Source organism: Caballeronia mineralivorans PML1(12), assembly GCF_001028175.1.
In the GTDB taxonomy this organism is placed as follows: Bacteria; Pseudomonadota; Gammaproteobacteria; order Burkholderiales; family Burkholderiaceae; genus Caballeronia; species Caballeronia mineralivorans.
Map to the genome: position 1 here is coordinate 60675 of NZ_AEJF01000056.1, position 15791 is coordinate 76465.

Below are 15791 nucleotides of genomic sequence, written 5' to 3' on the forward strand. Positions count from 1 at the left end.
GCCACCTCAGGCGAGAATCACCTGCGGCAGCTTTTTACGCAGCGACAGCAGCGCAGGGCCGTCAGCGCCTTTCTTGTTGGTAATAAGTATATCCACACGATTGATCGGGCAGAACGCAATCCTGCTGCACTGCCCGATCTTGCTGTAGTCGGCCAGGATCACCACGCGGTCCGAATGCGCGACCATCGCGCGCGCCACTTCCGTTTCAGCGTGATCGAAATTGGTCGCGCCATGCCGGTGATCGATGGCGACCGGCGAGAGCAACGCGACGTCGGCGCGGTATCGGAGAATCTCGGCTACGGTCGTGCCGCCCACCGTGGCAAATGCACGGTCGCTGATCGAGCCGCCGAGCAGGATGATCTCGTTACTCGTGTCGGTCTTCTCGCCGGTCGCCCGCATCTTCTGTGCGACGTCGATAGAGTTGGTAATGATGGTCAGGTTAGCGAGCTTGGCCAGCTCCTCGGCGAGGATGGCGGTGGTCGTGCCGGCGTCGATGAACAAGGTTTGTCCGCTGCTCACCAGCGCGGTGGCTGCACGTGCAATGGCGTTCTTCGACTTGACGTGCGTGTGGCTGCGTTCTGCGATAGGCGCTTCGTCAGCGGGGCGCGTCACGCCGCCATGCACGCGCCGCAATTCACCCAGTGCTTCCAGATCCACCAGATCGCGCCGGACTGTCTCGCGCGACACGCCGAGTTCGGCCATGATGCGTTCGGTCGACACGCGTTCAAGCGTGGCGAGCAGCGCGCGAATTCTCTGATGACGATCTTCCTGCCACATGCTGTATTCCTGAGAGTTGAGGTCGAGCGAAAACTAGGTGGAAACGAGTAGAAACCCCGGGCCGCCCGTTCAGCGGATCTTCAAATTCAGCAGCCCTTCAAATTCTGTGAGCGGACTATGTGTCGCCCGTGTGTCGCCAATATTAATTAGCTCCCCGCGGCCGGATGCATCGCAGATTCCAGCTGAAAGATTAACAAGAACCGACGCTGTCGATGTTGCATTTTTTTGGATACTTGCGAATTTGGGTATTTGAACTTAGTCTCTCCGTCACACTGCGGATAGTTCCCTTCGACTGTCCGCAGTGCCTGAAAACAGTCCTGGATTGCTATCTTTTTCACCGTCGTCATTGTTCTTAAACATTTGGCCGCCAGAGTCGCGTGCGCGCCAGATGTGAGTGCGCATTAAAAACAAGTTTCGGACTATGCAGCATGCACGCAGCACGCAACTTTCCAAAAACGTAAGCACGCAGGCAGAGGATGGAAACACCATGAATCAAGACGGGTTGCGAGTGATCTCGACATTACGCCGGGTTGGCGGCAAGGCATCCATTACGGCAGCTATCGCCGCGTTGACCGCGGTGGCGGGGCAAGCCGTGGCGGCACCGCCGGCTTCGCTCATCGCTGCTGCGAAGAAGGAAGGCCAGTTGACCACGATCGCGTTGCCGCACGACTGGTGCGGTTATGGCGCGGTGATTGAGGGCTTCAAGGCGAAGTACGGTATCCAGGTAAACGAACTGAATCCGGACGCTGGTTCGGGTGACGAAGTCGAAGCCATCAAGGCTAATAAAGGCAATACGGGCCCCCAGGCGCCGGACGTGATCGACGTCGGTTTGTCGTTTGGACCGACGGCACAAGCCGCGGGCTTGCTGCAGCCTTACAAGGTGTCGACCTGGGCCTCGATTCCCGATTCGGCCAAGGAAAAGGACGGCTACTGGTACGGAGATTATTACGGCGTCTTGTCGTTCCAAGTAAACACCGACATGATTGACAAGATCCCCGCCGATTGGCCCGACCTGCTCAAGTCCGACTATAAGAATGCCGTTGCGCTCGCGGGCGATCCGCGTTCGGCCAACCAGGCCATTCAGGCCGTGTACGCGGCCGGGTTGTCGCAGAGCAAGGGCGACGCATCGAAGGCCGGCGCTGCGGGCCTGAGTTACTTCGGTACGCTGAACAAGAACGGCAACTTCGTTCCAGTGATCGGCAAGGCGGCGTCGTTGGCGCAGGGCACCACGCCGATCATCGTGCGCTGGGACTACAACGCGCTCGCGGATCGCGATACGCTGAAGGGAAATCCGAAGGTGGCGGTGGTCGTGCCGAAGACCGGCGTAGTGGCTGGCGTCTATGTGCAGGGCATCAGTGCTTACGCACCGCATCCGAACGCGGCGAAGTTGTGGATGGAATACCTGTATTCGGACGAAGGCCAGATTGGCTGGCTCACGGGTTACTGCCATCCGATCCGCTTCAAGGACCTGGAAGCCAACAAGAAGATTCCGGCAGCGCTGCTCGCCAAGCTGCCGCCGCCGTCGGCTTACAAGAACGTGGTGTTCCCGACGCTCGACGAGCAGAACGCTTCGAAGGCGCTCATCACGAAGCAGTGGGATCAGGTGGTTGGCGCAAACGTGAAGTAACTACTTGAAGTAGTCACACGAAGTAACGCAGTGCATGGGTAGCCGGACTTGAGGTCCGGCTACCCTTCCGGCTCGCGCTTTGTGCTTGTCCCCAGCGCGGCCTGTCAGTCAAGAGCGACATCATGAGCACTTCATCGAAGATCGCCACGCCCATGTCCGGACATGAGGAGCGCGAGGGGCAGTCGAACCCGTCGCTCGGCCCCGGCATGAAAGCGGCGCGACGCGTGTCGCCCGCGTGGAATTATCTCGGCGTCTTACCGTTTTTTGCGTTTGCCGTATTGTTCTTGCTGCTGCCTACCGCGTGGCTGATGGTCGGCGCATTCCAGGACGCGCAGGGCCATTTCACGCTGGGTAATTTCCGCGAACTGCTGCAGCCCAGTGTGCTCGATGCCTACTGGATCAGCTTCAAGGTCAGCGCGGCATCGGCACTGGGTGGCGGATTTCTCGGACTGCTGCTCGCCTGGGCCGCCGTGCAGGGTAAGTTGCCCGTGTGGATTCGCCCGACCTTGATGACGTTCTCCGGTGTGGCGTCGAACTTCGCGGGCGTACCACTCGCATTCGCGTTCATCTGCACGCTCGGGCGCGTCGGGCTCGTCACGGTGCTGCTGAAGAAGTACGTCGGCATCAATCTGTATTCCACTGGCTTCAGCATCCTGAGCTTCACAGGGCTGACGCTGACCTATCTGTACTTCCAGATTCCCCTGATGGTTCTCATCATCACGCCCGCGCTCGACGGCCTGAAGCGCGAATGGCGCGAGGCGTGCGATTGTCTGGGCGGCAGTGCGTACCACTACTGGATGTTCGTCGCGTTGCCGGTGCTCTGGCCGAGCGTGCTGGGCGCCACGCTGTTGTTGTTTGCGAACGCGTTCGGCGCTGTGGCAACGGCTTATGCGCTGACCGGCAGCTCGCTCAACATCGTGCCGATCGTGCTCTATGCGCAGATTCGCGGTGACGTGTTGCACAACGAAAATCTTGGTTATGCGCTCGCGCTAGGCATGGTGCTGGTGACTGGATTGTCTAACGGCGGTTATATCTGGCTGCGTTCGCGCGCTGAAAGGGGGCGTCGATGAGCACCGTTGCCACAGTCACTCCGGACAACAAGGTTCGGGCTCAGACGCGGGCGGGCGCGTGGATCGCGATGGTGGTCGGTGCGCTGTACTTCTTGCTGCCGCTGTTCGCGACAGTGGAGTTCAGCCTGAAGATGCGGCGCGGTGAATACAGCTTCGACGCCTACCGCGTCGTGCTCACCGACCCGCATTTCCAGGCGTCGTTCGGCTATTCCATCATGATGGGCGTATTCGCCATCGTGCTTGGGGTGCTGCTGGTTGTCCCGACCGCCTACTGGGTGCAGTTGCGCTTGCCGAAGCTGCGTCCGTTGATCGAGTTCATCACGTTGTTGCCACTCGTAATTCCGGCCATCGTGATCGTGTTCGGTTATCTGCATATCTATAACAGCAGTTCGTTCCTGCCGCTCACCGGCAACGAGCGCGCAACCGACTTCCTGCTGATCTGCGGTTACGTCACGCTGTGTTTGCCCTATATGTACCGATCCGTCGATGCAGGTCTGCGCGCCGTCGATGTCCGCTCGCTCACCGAAGCGGCCGAATGCCTGGGCGCGAACTGGCCGACCATCCTCTTCAAGATCATCTTTCCGAATGTTCGCTCAGGGATCTTGTCGGGTGCGTTCTTGACGTTCGCGGTGGTGATCGGCGAATTCACGCTGGCGAGCCTGCTCAACCGTCCGGCGTTCGGACCGTATCTGCAACTCATCGGTGCGAACCGGGCGTATGAACCCTCGGCGCTCGCGATCATCGCGTTCGCTATCACGTGGGCCTCGATGGGGCTTATTCAGGTCTTCGGCTCGGCGCGCTCTCTCGCCGGACAAAAAATTTAAAGGGCAGGCTTGTCATGGCACTTCTCGAGATCGAAAACCTTTCCAAGACTTTCGGCACGAATACCGTGCTGCATCAGTTCGATATGCAGATCGAACGCGGCGAATTCATCACTTTTCTCGGGCCCTCGGGTTGCGGCAAGACGACGGTGCTGCGAATGATTGCTGGCTTCGAAACGCCCACGCGCGGCACGATCAAGCTCGGCGGCCGCGACGTGACCCATGTACGTACGCGGCAACGCAAGGTCGGCATGGTGTTCCAGTCCTATGCGCTGTTTCCGAACATGACGGTGGCGGACAATATCGGCTTCGGGCTGAAGGTGTTGGGGCGGCCGCAGGCGGAGATCAAGGCGCGGGTGGAGGAAATGCTCGCGTTGATCAAGCTGCCCAAGCTCGCAGACCGGTATCCATGGCAAATGTCGGGTGGCCAGCAGCAGCGCGTGGCGCTGGCGCGTGCGTTGGCCAGCAAACCGCAGGTGCTGCTGCTCGACGAACCGCTGTCCGCCCTCGACGCCAAGATCCGCGTCTCCTTGCGCGAAGATATCCGCAACTTGCAGCGCGAGCTTGGCATTACATCGATTTTCGTTACGCACGATCAGGAAGAGGCGCTGTCGATTTCCGACCGTATCGTGGTGATGAACGAAGGGCGCGTGGAGCAGATCGGGACGCCATCGGAGATTTATAACTTTCCGCGCACGCGCTTCGTGGCGTCGTTTGTCGGCACGTTGAACCTGTTGTCGGGGCAGGTGGTGGACCCGGCGAGCGGGAAGATCGTGGTCGGCGGCCAGGAGTTGCGGACCTCGCACGCGCTCAGTTCCAGCGACGCCGGCAAGCAGCGGATGCTTGCCGTCCGCCCCGAAGCGATCGTATTGGAGGCACCGGCTAACGGACGCAATACGCTCGCGGCGACTGTTGAGGAGGTCAACTTCCTGGGCGCGGTGGTGCGGATCAGGACACGCGTGGATGAGTCCGTGATTTCACTCGATGTGTTCAACGACCCGAATCGACGATTGCCGGAGCGGGGACAACCCGTGGCGCTCGGGTTCTCGCATGAGAATCTGCTGGTGCTGGAAGAGGGTGCCTGATCGTTGGCTTGCGGTAGGTCCACTGTTTCAAAGAAGGCCGCTTCGCATTGCGCAAGCGGCTTTTTCTTGGTGCGCCCAGCATGGGCGCAATCTTGGAGGTGTAAGTCCTCCCGTGAGTTGACCACAGCGAACGAAGTGAAGCGCAACTGCGCGAGGGTGACCGAGCGTGGGGAGGAAGCGTGGAGCGAAACCGTGAGCCGATGTACAAGAACCGGATATGAGGCGGTGCCGATCCCGACTCGGCGGCACTGTCAACGCAAGAAATGAAGGCGCTGCGCCCCTTCCCCGAGGTGATGGCTGAACGCCGCATGGGCCGGCCGCCGAAAGAGCATCGGAAAGAGCAGGTCAGCGTGCGTTACGACGCGGATGTGATTGCCGCTTTCCGCGCGACCGGTGAAGGGTGGCAAACGCGGATGAACAACGCGCTGCGCACTTATCTGAGCGAGCATCCGTTGCAGGCGGCTTGAGCACAACGACTGGCGCGTAAGTTCAAGAGGGGCGGGCAAGACCGGTCGCCTCTCTTCATTTCCTACAAGCCGATAAACCAAACGTAGCGCCGGAACACCCCTTCGGCGCTGCCGTTCAAGAATCCGTCCCAAACGCGGCACAATCTCCGCCTCCGTCTCAAAATGTTAAGGTAGTGCTCGGTTTATTTTGAGACGGACAGCAAAAGCGTGATTTTCACCAGCCACTCCAGGGTTTTAGGCGTTTCCCTCGCCGCATCGATTCTTCTCTTCAGCGCCTGTGCACCCTTGCCGCCGGACGGCAGCGCCGGCAACTCGCTGCCGAGCGCGACCACCGCGCCCGTGGCGGCCGCCAAACCTCAGTCTGCCTCGAAACGCTCCGCGCAAGTCAATGCTTCCGGCGTTCCCGGCGAACAACGTATCGATGTCGGCGGCGCCAATGGTTACCACACCGCAGTCACCATTACTCCGCCCAAGCAGGTATGCGATCTCGACGCCTTCGCCGACGGTGTCCAGTATGGTTATGCCTACACGTGGAATCGCCTCGTGATGGAACAGGCACGCGAGGGCGGCAAGACGACCACTCCGCCGCCGCAGCAGTTCGATCCCTCCACCATCCGGCTACAGGACGAGCAGTACAAGATCGTGTGGAACGGCGATCAGCGGGTGAATGCGTGTGCGTCGGATGGATATCTCATCGGGCGGATCGTGGGCACGCACCGGGCTTACGTCGATTTGAAGGGCGGTGCGAGTTAATCCAGCCCTGCGGCGCTTAGTCGCACTTGTGGGCGTCGGCCACATACGCCGACGCGCTGATGATATCGCCGTAAATCGTATATCCCGTGCCCGTCGCCGACGGTTCCGCTTCGATCAGCAGCATGGTTTGCCCGTTCGCGCCGTGTACGGTGACGACGTCGCCGTCTGCGCTTGGCGAGTATTCGGCGATTTTCAGCGGCCGCGCGGCCCATTTCGCTTTCACGCAAGCGACGAACGGCAGCGTGGTGAGATGCGACGTTCCCGAGCCGACCGGCACTGTCTTGATCAGCGAATCGGATTGTGTCGTGCAGGCGCTCAAGGCGAGGACAGCGACGGTAAGTGTCACGGCTGCCGCTGCGAGGCGTTGCTTTTTCATACGGTAGAACCTTTTTATCGATGATAAATGCGGCACCCGAAGGCGTGCATCGGAGCCAAGATGCTAACCGCTCGCCCGATCTGGTGTGAAGGAAACAACCGGAAACGGCAAGAAACGCCCGCCGCGCCCCTCCCGAACGGCTAGACTCCCACACTTTTCTTAAGTCCCGTCAACCTAGGCCGTTATACAGCCGTTGCTAACCGTAACGTTCTATTCAGGATTTTGAAATCTGAATGAACGCCGGATACACGCGATACGGTCCGGCATCTGCCGATCAGAACCAAGAACCAACAAAAATGCCAAAAAGCCGCGAGGCAGAAGGCGTTGAAGCAAGTCCGGTAATCCGCATGTCTCGCAGAAATATTGTCCGTTCAGTCCCTGTGCTGGAATCGCTGCTTCGTTTGTCGAAGTCGTGGCGGCTGCAGCGTTTCACCGCGCCAGTCCTCGCGATGGTCGTGTGCGGGCTGCTGCTGGTGGTTTTCCAGCACCTGTCTCACGCCGTCGACTATAAAACGGTCGTTCACCAATTACGTGCGCTTCCTTTCGAGGCGTGGGCCGGTGCACTCCTCGCCACCGCGCTGAGCTACGCGGCACTGGCTGGCCGCGACGCTGTCGGCCTGCGCTACCTGGAAGCCAAAGTACCGCATTCCGTGCTGTGGGTCGGGGCGACGGTCGCGTCCGCGCTTGGCAACGCGACGGGCTTCGGCGCGCTGACAGGGGGCGCCGTACGTTGCCGCGTATATGGTGTAGCGGGCGTCACGCCCGCGCAGGTTGGCCGTCTGACCGTGTTCACGAGCGTGACGCTGGCGCTCGCACTGGCGCTGATGACGGCGATCGGCATGGTGTGCGCCGCCGACACCCTCGCCGCCATGCTGCATGCATCGCCGGATATCCTGCGATGGAGCGGCGGGGCGGTCCTGGTCGGATTCGCTGTGATGATCGCGCTGTGCCGCGCCGCGCCCAGAACCCTGCAAGTGCGCTGGAGCTGGCTCGTCGTCACCATTCCGGCGCGCCGCGATCTGGTCGCGCAACTCGTGCTTGCGGCGCTCGACGTGTTTGCCGCCGCGCTCGCGCTGTGGGCCGTGCTGCCGCATGCCCAAGTGGGTTTCGGCGAATTCCTCACGGTGTTTTCGGCGGCCATGCTGCTCGGCATGATCGGCCATACGCCCGGCGGTGTCGGCGTGTTCGAGGCTGCGATGGTGTTCGCGCTCGGCGGCAGCGTCAAGACGCCCGAGATGCTGGCGGCGCTGCTCGCGTACCGCGCGATCTATTTTGGCCTGCCGCTGATCGTGGCCACGTTTGTGCTGGCCGCTTTCGAAGGCCGGGCGCTCAAGGGGCGCTTCGCGTTTCTGAATCCATCGAATGTGTCGCAACTCGCGCCGCTGTTCCTGAGCGTGGTGACCTTCGTGGTCGGTGGCATGCTCGTGATTTCCGGCGCAACACCCGCGTTCGGCAAGCGCATCGCGGTGCTGCAAGCCGTGTTGCCGCTGTGGGTGCTCGAAAGCTCGCAATTGCTCGGAAGCGTGCTGGGCGTGGTCTTGCTGTTCGTCGCGCGTGGTTTGCTGCGCCGGCTCGACGCCGCCTGGTGGCTCTCCATCACGCTGGCGGTGGCGAACCTGGCGCTGTCGATGGCGAAGGGGCTGGCATTCGTCGAAACCGGGGTGCTCGCGCTCCTTATCGTCCTGCTGCTGGCCACCCGCGACCGCTTCAACCGGCGCTCGTCGCTGCTGGCGGAGCGGTTCACGGCGAGCTGGCTGGTGTCGGTGGCTATCGTGATCGGGCTGGCCGTCTGGATCTTCCTGTTCGCTTTTCGCGATGTCAATTACAGCCGCGATCTCTGGTGGCAATTCGCTTTCGATGAACGCGCCCCGCGCGCGCTGCGCGCGACGCTAGCTGCCGGCCTGTTCGCCGCGCTGTTCGCCGTGTGGCAATTGCTGCGCCCGGCGGCCGGCCGTTTCGAGAAACCCGCGCCGCAGGATCTGCTGGACGCCGCGCGCATTTTCCGTGCGCAGGAGCGCAGCGACGCCGGCCTCGCCATGATGGGCGATAAGAGTTTCCTGTTCTCGACCTCGCGCGAGGCGTTCCTGATGTACGCGAAACACGGCCGTACGTGGGCGGCGCTTCACGATCCAGTAGGTCCGCGCCGCGAATGGGCGGAACTGATTCGCCGGTTCGTGGAAATGGCGCACGCGCACAGTGGTCGCGCCGCCTTCTATCAGGTCCGCGCCGACGCGTTGCCGCTTTACCTCGATGCCGGCCTTACGCTGATGAAGCTCGGCGAGGAGGCACACGTGGTGCTGGAGGACTTCGACCTGAAGGGCTCACATCGTGCGCATTTGCGATACGCGCTGAAGCGCGGCGAACGCGATGGTTTCGACGTAGAAGCCATCGATTTGCCGCGTGTTCCCGAATGCATGCCGATCCTGCGCGAGATTTCCGACGCGTGGCTCGGAAGCCGCGAGGCGCGCGAAAAGAGCTTTTCGGTCGCCGCGTTCACCGACGATTACCTCGCCGCGCAGTCCGTGTTGCTGGTGCGCCAGCAGGGCACGCCGGTGGCGTTCGTGACCTTCATGACGACCGACCTGAACACCGAAGCGACGGTCGGCGTGATGCGTCATCTCCCCGACGCGTCGCCGTACGCCATGGAATACCTGTTCACCAAGCTCGCGCTGCATCTGAAGCAGGCCGGTTTCCAGACCTTGAGCCTTGGCATTGCGCCGTTGTCCGGCATGCAGCCGACGCCGCTGGCTTCGCCGTGGCATCGGCTAGCCGGGCTGGTCTGGCGGTTCGGCGGACGTTTCTACAATTTCCGGGGCTTGCGCGGTTTCAAGAGCAAGTTCCAGCCGCGCTGGGAGCCGCGTTATCTGGCGGCATCCGGTTCGGTCGGCGTGTTTTTCACGCTCGCAGATCTCTCGTTGCTGGCGGGAGGCTGGCGTTCATGACATTTTTCAAGAAGTTCGCGGTCGTTTCGCTGTTATCGATGTCAATGGCGCATGCCGCCACGCTCCCCGGCGGCCGTTACGGCGACGTGGCGTTCGCCAAACCCACCGGTCCGATGCGCGGTTTCGTTGTGCTTTTCTCCGATAAAAACTGGACCCCCGCTGATCAGCAAGCCGCCGATGCATTGGCAAAAAATGGCGCGATGGTTGTCGGCGTGGACACGGCACGCTACGCAGCGAAACTGCCTGGCGAAAAGGAGAGCTGCCACAACCTGGTTGGCGACGCCGAGGCGGTGAGCCATCAACTGGAACGCGAAGTGCAATCCAGCCGCTATTTCGCACCGATCCTGATGGGCACGGGCCAGGGCGGGGTGCTCGCCACGAAGATCCTGGCGCAGGCGCCGGACAACACGGTGGCGGGCGCGCTTGCGTTGAACCCCGATTCGCAACTGGACGCACGTTTCAACCTGTGCCCGCCCGATCCGACCATCACGCACGCGAAGGGCCTGCCCGGTTTCTTCGATAAAACCACGCAACCCGCCGCCGCTTCAAAGGCCGATGTGCTGCTCGCGCTCGCCACGCCGCATCTCAAGGTCGAGCAAACGCGCGATGAAGACGTATCGGATCTGCCGCTGATCGAACTGCCTGCCGCGCATCCGACGAACCTGCTTGCCATCGTGATTTCCGGCGATGGCGGCTGGCGCGATCTCGATAAAACCGTCGCGGAGTCGTTGCAGAAGGATGGGGTATCGGTGATCGGCATCGACAGCTTGCGTTATTTCTGGAGCGCCAAGACGCCCGAACAGACTAGTCACGATCTCACGCGGGTGATTCAGGCGTACAGCGCGCGCTGGCGCTCGGAGCACATCGCGCTGATCGGCTATTCGTTCGGTGCGGACGTGATGCCGTTCGCCTACAACCGGCTGCCGGATGCGGTGCGCGCGAAGGTGTCGCTGGTATCGCTGATGGGCTTTGCGCCCGACGCCGATTTCCAGATTCGCGTAACGGGCTGGCTCGGCATGCCTGCGAGCAAGGACGCGTTGAAAGTGCAGCCGGAACTCGCGAAATTGCCGCCCGCGATCGTCCAGTGCATTTACGGCGCGGCCGAGGAAGATACGCTGTGTCCGGCGCTGACGAAGACGGGCATAGAAGTGGTCAAGACCAGCGGCGATCACCACTTTGGCGGCGACTACAACGTGCTCGCACGACGGATTTTGGCTAGCTGGCAGAAGCAGATCGCCGCGCGGACTTGACGGACTTGAGCCGGGCGGCGGGCTGCTTTTAATTGCTCCTCATGCCGCCTGGAACGCGCCAAGGAAATCCATCTTTCCTACCGGTACGCCCAAGTGCCGGAGGATGTCGTAAGCGGTCACGATGTGGAAATAGAAATTCGGCAGCGCGAACAAGAACAAATAATCCTCGCCGCTAAACTTCGGCTCGAAGTTCTTTTGCTTCAGGGTCACCACACGCGTTTCGCTACCTTCGAACGTCCCTGCATCGATGCTTTTTAAATACGCCACCGTCTTCACCACGCGTTCCCGCAATTCGACGAAGGTCGTTTCGGTATCGTCGAACGCAGGCGCCGCGACGCCCGACAAACGTTGTGCTGACAGCTTCGATGTATCGCTTGCACGCTGAATCTGACCTGAGAGCGGCAGCATGTCGTCGATCAACCGCGCGCTTGTCACGTCCGTGTCGCTCAAGCCTTTTTCTTTCGCATGCGCTGCGCCTTTATCGAGCAGGGAAACGAGGACGTCGAGGCCTCGGATGAAAACCGGAATCGTCGCGCGATACATTGAAACGGACATGAAGGTGCTCCTGATTGGACGGGCCATAAGCATACCGGGACGTCGCCCATAGCGCTTTTTCCGCAGCTCGAGCGCCGCATTCTCCCGGCACGCGCGTGCCATTTTTCAAGCTTGCGAAACGTCTGTCGCGCTCGCTGCTAAAGGCGAAAAGCCGCGCCGCCGACATTCGGCTCATGAGAAACTGTGCATTCGAACTGCCACTAAACACGGCTATCATTAATATTTAAACGGCCGGGACGCCCGTCATGATCTCAGACGATCTTACTCAAGAATTACAGCGCATCGACCAAATCGACCGTCAAGCACTGCGGGAATTTGTCGACCGGAAATGGGACGACGAGATTCTTCCCGCACTCACCGACTACATCGCGGTGCCCGCTAAAAGCCCGATGTTCGACCCCGACTGGGTGCACAACGGATTCATCGAACGCGTCATTACGGACGCTGCGCAATGGGCCGAACGGCAACCCGTTCGCGGCTTGAAAGTCGAAATCATCCGCTTGCCCAATCGCACGCCGGTGATCTTCTTTGAAGCACCTGCCACACGTTCGAACAGCAGCGACACCATCGTCCTGTACGGCCATCTCGACAAACAACCCGAGTTCGACGGCTGGCGTCGGGACCTCGGTCCGTGGTCGCCGAAATTCGAAGACGGCAAGCTCTACGGTCGTGGCGGCGCAGACGACGGTTACGCCACATATGCCTCGATCAGCGCGATCGCCGCGCTGGACGCGCAAGGCATCGAACGGCCGCGCTGCGTGGGCATTATCGAAACGTGTGAAGAATCGGGCAGCTACGATCTGCTGCCGTATATCGATGCGCTGCGTGACCGGCTCGGCAACGTGAGCCTCGTGATCTGCCTGGACTCCGGTGCGGGAAATTACGATCAGCTCTGGCTGACGACGTCGCTGCGCGGCCTGGTTTCGGGCGACCTCGAAGTGCAGGTTCTCGACGAAGGCATCCACTCGGGCACGAACGGCGGCATCGCGCCATCTACATTCCGCATCATGCGCAGGCTGCTGGAACGGCTCGAGGATTCGAGCACCGGGAACCTGCTGCCGAAGGGTTTCCATTGCGATATCCCACTGCGGCGTCTGAGCGAAGCGGAAGCGACGGCACGTATTCTCGGTGACGATGTATGGAAGAAACTTCCGTGGAGCTGCGGCCAGAACGGCGGCACGGTGCTGCCTGTTACCACCGATCCGCGTGAAGCGCTGCTCGACTCCACGTGGCGGCCATCGCTGGCGGTGACGGGGGCGGAGGGGCTGCCGTCTCTGATCAATGCCGGCAATGTGCTGCGTCCGCGCACCGCGTTCAAGTTGTCATTGCGTCTGCCGCCGCTGGTCGAGGCAACGAAGGCGCTGGCGGAACTCAAGGCCATGCTCGAAGCCGATCCGCCCTACAACGCGAAGGTGACGTTCAAGCCCGAACGCGGCGAGGCGACGGGCTGGAGCGCGCCTGAACTCGCGCCGTGGCTGGATAGTGCGTTGAACAATGCATCACGCCGGCACTTCGGCGCGGACGTCGCATTCCTGGGGCAGGGCGGCACCATTCCGTTGATGAGCACCTTGCAAGAAGGCTTCCCGCGTTCGCAGTTCATGGTATGCGGCGTGCTGGGACCGAGGTCGAACGCCCATGGACCAAATGAGTTCCTGCATGTACCTTTCGCGAAGAAATTGACGGCGACAGTCGCCGAGGTGATCGCGGCGACGCCTTGATGTTTTGTTATCGGCAGTGAGCTTAAGGGCGGCGCGCAGTTTTTGCGCGCCGTTTCATTTGGACGGCACGGTGATGAACCGGCGTGCCGTTGAACTTCGCCGTTGACCTTGCTACGCAGCATTTTTCTGTCAGGAGACGCAGTCGCATGAGCACTGAAAAAACGCACGAATCGCGCATCGCCCCAAGCACGTTGCACGCCTTTGTCGGCGCGATCTGGAACCACGCAGGCAGCACGCCACGCGAAGCGCAGCTAGTGGCCGATCATCTGGTGATGGCGAATCTATCGGGGCATGATTCGCACGGCGTCGGCATGATTCCGCGCTATATGGCCTCGCTTGCGGACGGCGAATTGCAGCTCAACACGCACGCTGAAATAGTTCGCGATGTCGGCGCAGTGCTGACTATCGACGGGAAAAAGGGGTTTGGCCAGGTCGTGGCTTACGAGGCGATGGAACACGGCATCGAGCGTGCGAAAAAGCTCGGCGTATGCGCGGTCGGCTTGCGTAACGCGCATCACATTGGGCGCATCGGACATTGGGCCGAACAGTGCGCGGCGGCGGGCTTAGTATCGTTTCACTTCGTCAACGTGGCGGGCGATCCGCTGGTCGCGCCGTTTGGCGGCATCGACCGGCGCTTCGGCACGAATCCGTTCTGCGCCGCGTTTCCGCGCGAGGGCAAAACGCCGCTGGTACTCGACTTTGCGACGGCCGGAATTGCCTACGGCAAGACGCGCGTGGCTTATAACAAGGGCGTGAAGGTTGCGCCGGGTTATCTGATCGACCATGCGGGCGTGCCGACGATCGAACCGAAGGTCATGCACGAAGCGCCGTTCGGCTCGCTAACGGCGATGGGCGCACACAAGGGGTACGGCCTCGCCGCGATGTGCGAGATTTTCGGCGGCGCGCTGTCCGGTGGGTTCACCACGCACGAAGACACGCTCGTTAAAACCAACGCGATCATCAATTGCATGACATCGGTGATTGTCGATCCGAATGCCTTCGATGCCCCCAACGCACAGGCAGAAGCCGATGCGTTCGTCGAATGGGTGAAGGCGTCGCCGCTTGCGGCCAATACGGACAGGATCATGGTGCCGGGCGAGCCGGAACAGGCGCGGCGGGCCGAGCTCGAAGCGAACGGCGTAGCAATCGATCCAACCACATGGCAGCAAATCCGCGACGCCGCGGTGCGTTCGGGCATGCCGGCGGGAAAGATCGAGGAGTTTGTGCAAGCGTTGAAGTGAACGTGGAGCGAGGTGCATAAGCTTCAAAAACAGTCGCGCGGCCAAGGGCAAAACCCCGGGCCGCGCTACGCAAAAACGTTCGCTTTCAAAGCGCCGGGGCTAGCTCGCTTTAACCATCTCGTTGCTGATCCACTCAGTCACCGACGTTCGCTTCGGTTCCCATCCCAGCAGTTCGAGCGCGTGTTTGCCACGCACCCGGCTATTCGATCCCAACCCGTACGACGCCATTTCGTAGCCCCATTCCTTCTTGGCTTCCTCGAGCGGCCAGTCTTGCGGCGCGCCGAGGCCGAGTGTTTTAGCCATCGCGGTCGTCATATCGCGGAAGGCCGCTTCGCCGCTTTCGACGAAATAAAACGTCCCCGCCGGGGATTTTTCGAGCGCACGAACGTACAGGTCGGCGACGTCGTCGATATGCACGTTCGACCAGATATTGCGTCCCGGTCCCACGTGCCGCACGATGCCGCTCTTTTTCGCCTGAGCCAGCAAACGCGGCAACTGCACGCTTTTCGCCGTCGCTATCGCGCCGTGGCCGTAGATCAGCGTGTTGCACAGCACAGACGAACGCACGCCACGTTTGGCGGCATCGAGCACTAGGTTATCGATGGCTACGCGCGGCGCTTTGTCAGCGGTCGGTTCGGGCAAGTTGTCCTCGTAGTAGATTGCGTCCGATCCTTCGCCGCCGGACGCATCGCCGACAATGCTCGAGCCGCTTGTATGCAACAGCGGTTTGTTCGAGCCTTCGAGTTCTTCGATCAATGCCTCGACCGCGCCGCGATGGTCGCTGCTGGCGGCGTTGATCACGCCATCGGCTGCCTTGGCCTGCGCGATCAACAACGCCCGGTCGTCAAGGCTGCCGATCACGGGTTCAATACCGAGCGCCTTCAGTTCGTCCGCCTGCTCCGGGCGACGGATGAGGCCGCTGACCTGATGGCCGTCCCGAACCAGACGCGCCGCAATTGAGCCGCCGATAAAACCGCCTGCGCCAGTCACAAAAATCTTCATGTCCGTTCTCCTGTCCCATGCTGTGGATGAGTCGATGCAGGCAGTATCCACGTCTTCGACTTTCGCAAAAACGGTGTTAGTCTCAAATCAATCTTGATCCAGAATCA

Annotated in this window: 14 protein-coding genes; 10 read left to right on the forward strand and 4 right to left on the reverse strand. The window is 61.2% G+C overall.

All coding sequences use genetic code 11. The features are described 5' to 3' along the window. Positions 1–6 precede the first annotated feature (6 nt). Entirely contained in the window at positions 7–777 is a 771-nt protein-coding gene (locus EOS_RS06680) for a DeoR/GlpR family DNA-binding transcription regulator (RefSeq protein WP_047845811.1), read from the reverse strand. 487 nt (positions 778–1264) lie between these two features. On the opposite strand from EOS_RS06680, the gene EOS_RS06690 reads away from it, so the two are divergent. The 6 genes from EOS_RS06690 to EOS_RS06715 all read left to right on the forward strand — a co-directional run bounded on the left by EOS_RS06690 (position 1265) and on the right by EOS_RS06715 (position 6600). Next, positions 1265–2404, forward strand: coding sequence for an ABC transporter substrate-binding protein (locus tag EOS_RS06690; RefSeq protein ID WP_047845813.1), 1140 nt, complete (start codon positions 1265–1267; stop codon positions 2402–2404). Positions 2405–2610: 206 nt separating this feature from the next. Further along, entirely contained in the window at positions 2611–3474 is an 864-nt protein-coding gene (locus EOS_RS06695; protein WP_235442724.1) for an ABC transporter permease, read from the forward strand. Then, entirely contained in the window at positions 3471–4298 is an 828-nt protein-coding gene (locus tag EOS_RS06700) for an ABC transporter permease (RefSeq protein ID WP_047845815.1), read from the forward strand. The genes EOS_RS06695 and EOS_RS06700 overlap by 4 nt, the downstream gene beginning before the upstream one ends. Positions 4299–4312: 14 nt before the next feature. Continuing rightward, the gene (locus EOS_RS06705; RefSeq protein WP_047845816.1) at positions 4313–5380 is read left to right on the forward strand and encodes an ABC transporter ATP-binding protein; all 1068 of its coding nucleotides are present in this window, start codon (positions 4313–4315) and stop codon (positions 5378–5380) included. Positions 5381–5628: 248 nt separating this feature from the next. Next, entirely contained in the window at positions 5629–5847 is a 219-nt protein-coding gene (locus EOS_RS06710; protein WP_047845817.1) for a BrnA antitoxin family protein, read from the forward strand. Positions 5848–6054: 207 nt separating this feature from the next. Next, complete coding sequence (locus EOS_RS06715; protein ID WP_047845818.1) at positions 6055–6600, forward strand: hypothetical protein; 546 nt, start codon at positions 6055–6057, stop codon at positions 6598–6600. 16 nt (positions 6601–6616) lie between these two features. On the opposite strand, the gene EOS_RS06720 is transcribed toward EOS_RS06715, so the two are convergent. Next, positions 6617–6976: a hypothetical protein gene (locus tag EOS_RS06720; protein ID WP_053063788.1), complete on the reverse strand. Its 360-nt coding sequence runs from the start codon at positions 6974–6976 to the stop codon at positions 6617–6619. 449 nt (positions 6977–7425) lie between these two features. On the opposite strand from EOS_RS06720, the gene mprF reads away from it, so the two are divergent. Both mprF and EOS_RS06730 read left to right on the forward strand, forming a co-directional pair. Next, on the forward strand, positions 7426–9918 hold the full coding sequence (gene mprF / locus EOS_RS06725; protein ID WP_235442725.1) for a bifunctional lysylphosphatidylglycerol flippase/synthetase MprF: 2493 nt from the start codon (positions 7426–7428) through the stop codon (positions 9916–9918). Next, positions 9915–11168, forward strand: coding sequence for a virulence factor family protein (locus EOS_RS06730; protein WP_047845819.1), 1254 nt, complete (start codon positions 9915–9917; stop codon positions 11166–11168). The genes mprF and EOS_RS06730 overlap by 4 nt, the downstream gene beginning before the upstream one ends. Positions 11169–11207: 39 nt before the next feature. Here EOS_RS06730 and EOS_RS06735 read toward each other — a convergent pair whose 3' ends face one another. Continuing rightward, a complete protein-coding gene (locus tag EOS_RS06735) occupies positions 11208–11723 on the reverse strand; it encodes a DUF1993 domain-containing protein (protein ID WP_047845820.1) in 516 nt (171 codons plus the stop codon). Between the two features lie 245 nt (positions 11724–11968). Here EOS_RS06735 and EOS_RS06740 point away from each other — a divergent pair, with 245 nt between their 5' ends. Together EOS_RS06740 and EOS_RS06745 are read left to right on the forward strand one after the other, a co-directional pair. Then, positions 11969–13441, forward strand: a complete 1473-nt coding sequence (locus tag EOS_RS06740; protein ID WP_047845821.1) for a M20 family metallopeptidase — start codon at positions 11969–11971, stop codon at positions 13439–13441. Positions 13442–13587: 146 nt separating this feature from the next. Beyond that, on the forward strand, positions 13588–14682 hold the full coding sequence (locus tag EOS_RS06745) for a malate/lactate/ureidoglycolate dehydrogenase (protein WP_047845822.1): 1095 nt from the start codon (positions 13588–13590) through the stop codon (positions 14680–14682). A gap of 99 nt (positions 14683–14781) precedes the next feature. Here EOS_RS06745 and EOS_RS06750 read toward each other — a convergent pair whose 3' ends face one another. Then, the gene (locus tag EOS_RS06750) at positions 14782–15684 is read right to left on the reverse strand and encodes an NAD-dependent epimerase/dehydratase family protein (RefSeq protein WP_047845823.1); all 903 of its coding nucleotides are present in this window, start codon (positions 15682–15684) and stop codon (positions 14782–14784) included. Positions 15685–15791 lie beyond the last annotated feature (107 nt).

Bases quoted from the DNA above. Each gene is read 5' to 3' on its own strand.
- EOS_RS06680 (WP_047845811.1), bottom strand. From the start codon at position 777: ATGTGGCAGGAAGATCGTCATCAGAGAATTCGCGCGCTGCTCGCCACG.
- EOS_RS06690 (WP_047845813.1), top strand. From the start codon at position 1,265: ATGAATCAAGACGGGTTGCGAGTGATCTCGACATTACGCCGGGTTGGC.
- EOS_RS06695 (WP_235442724.1), top strand. From the start codon at position 2,611: ATGAAAGCGGCGCGACGCGTGTCGCCCGCGTGGAATTATCTCGGCGTC.
- EOS_RS06700 (WP_047845815.1), top strand. From the start codon at position 3,471: ATGAGCACCGTTGCCACAGTCACTCCGGACAACAAGGTTCGGGCTCAG.
- EOS_RS06705 (WP_047845816.1), top strand. From the start codon at position 4,313: ATGGCACTTCTCGAGATCGAAAACCTTTCCAAGACTTTCGGCACGAAT.
- EOS_RS06720 (WP_053063788.1), bottom strand. From the start codon at position 6,976: ATGAAAAAGCAACGCCTCGCAGCGGCAGCCGTGACACTTACCGTCGCT.
- mprF (WP_235442725.1), top strand. From the start codon at position 7,426: ATGGTCGTGTGCGGGCTGCTGCTGGTGGTTTTCCAGCACCTGTCTCAC.
- EOS_RS06730 (WP_047845819.1), top strand. From the start codon at position 9,915: ATGACATTTTTCAAGAAGTTCGCGGTCGTTTCGCTGTTATCGATGTCA.
- EOS_RS06735 (WP_047845820.1), bottom strand. From the start codon at position 11,723: ATGTCCGTTTCAATGTATCGCGCGACGATTCCGGTTTTCATCCGAGGC.
- EOS_RS06740 (WP_047845821.1), top strand. From the start codon at position 11,969: ATGATCTCAGACGATCTTACTCAAGAATTACAGCGCATCGACCAAATC.
- EOS_RS06745 (WP_047845822.1), top strand. From the start codon at position 13,588: ATGAGCACTGAAAAAACGCACGAATCGCGCATCGCCCCAAGCACGTTG.
- EOS_RS06750 (WP_047845823.1), bottom strand. From the start codon at position 15,684: ATGAAGATTTTTGTGACTGGCGCAGGCGGTTTTATCGGCGGCTCAATT.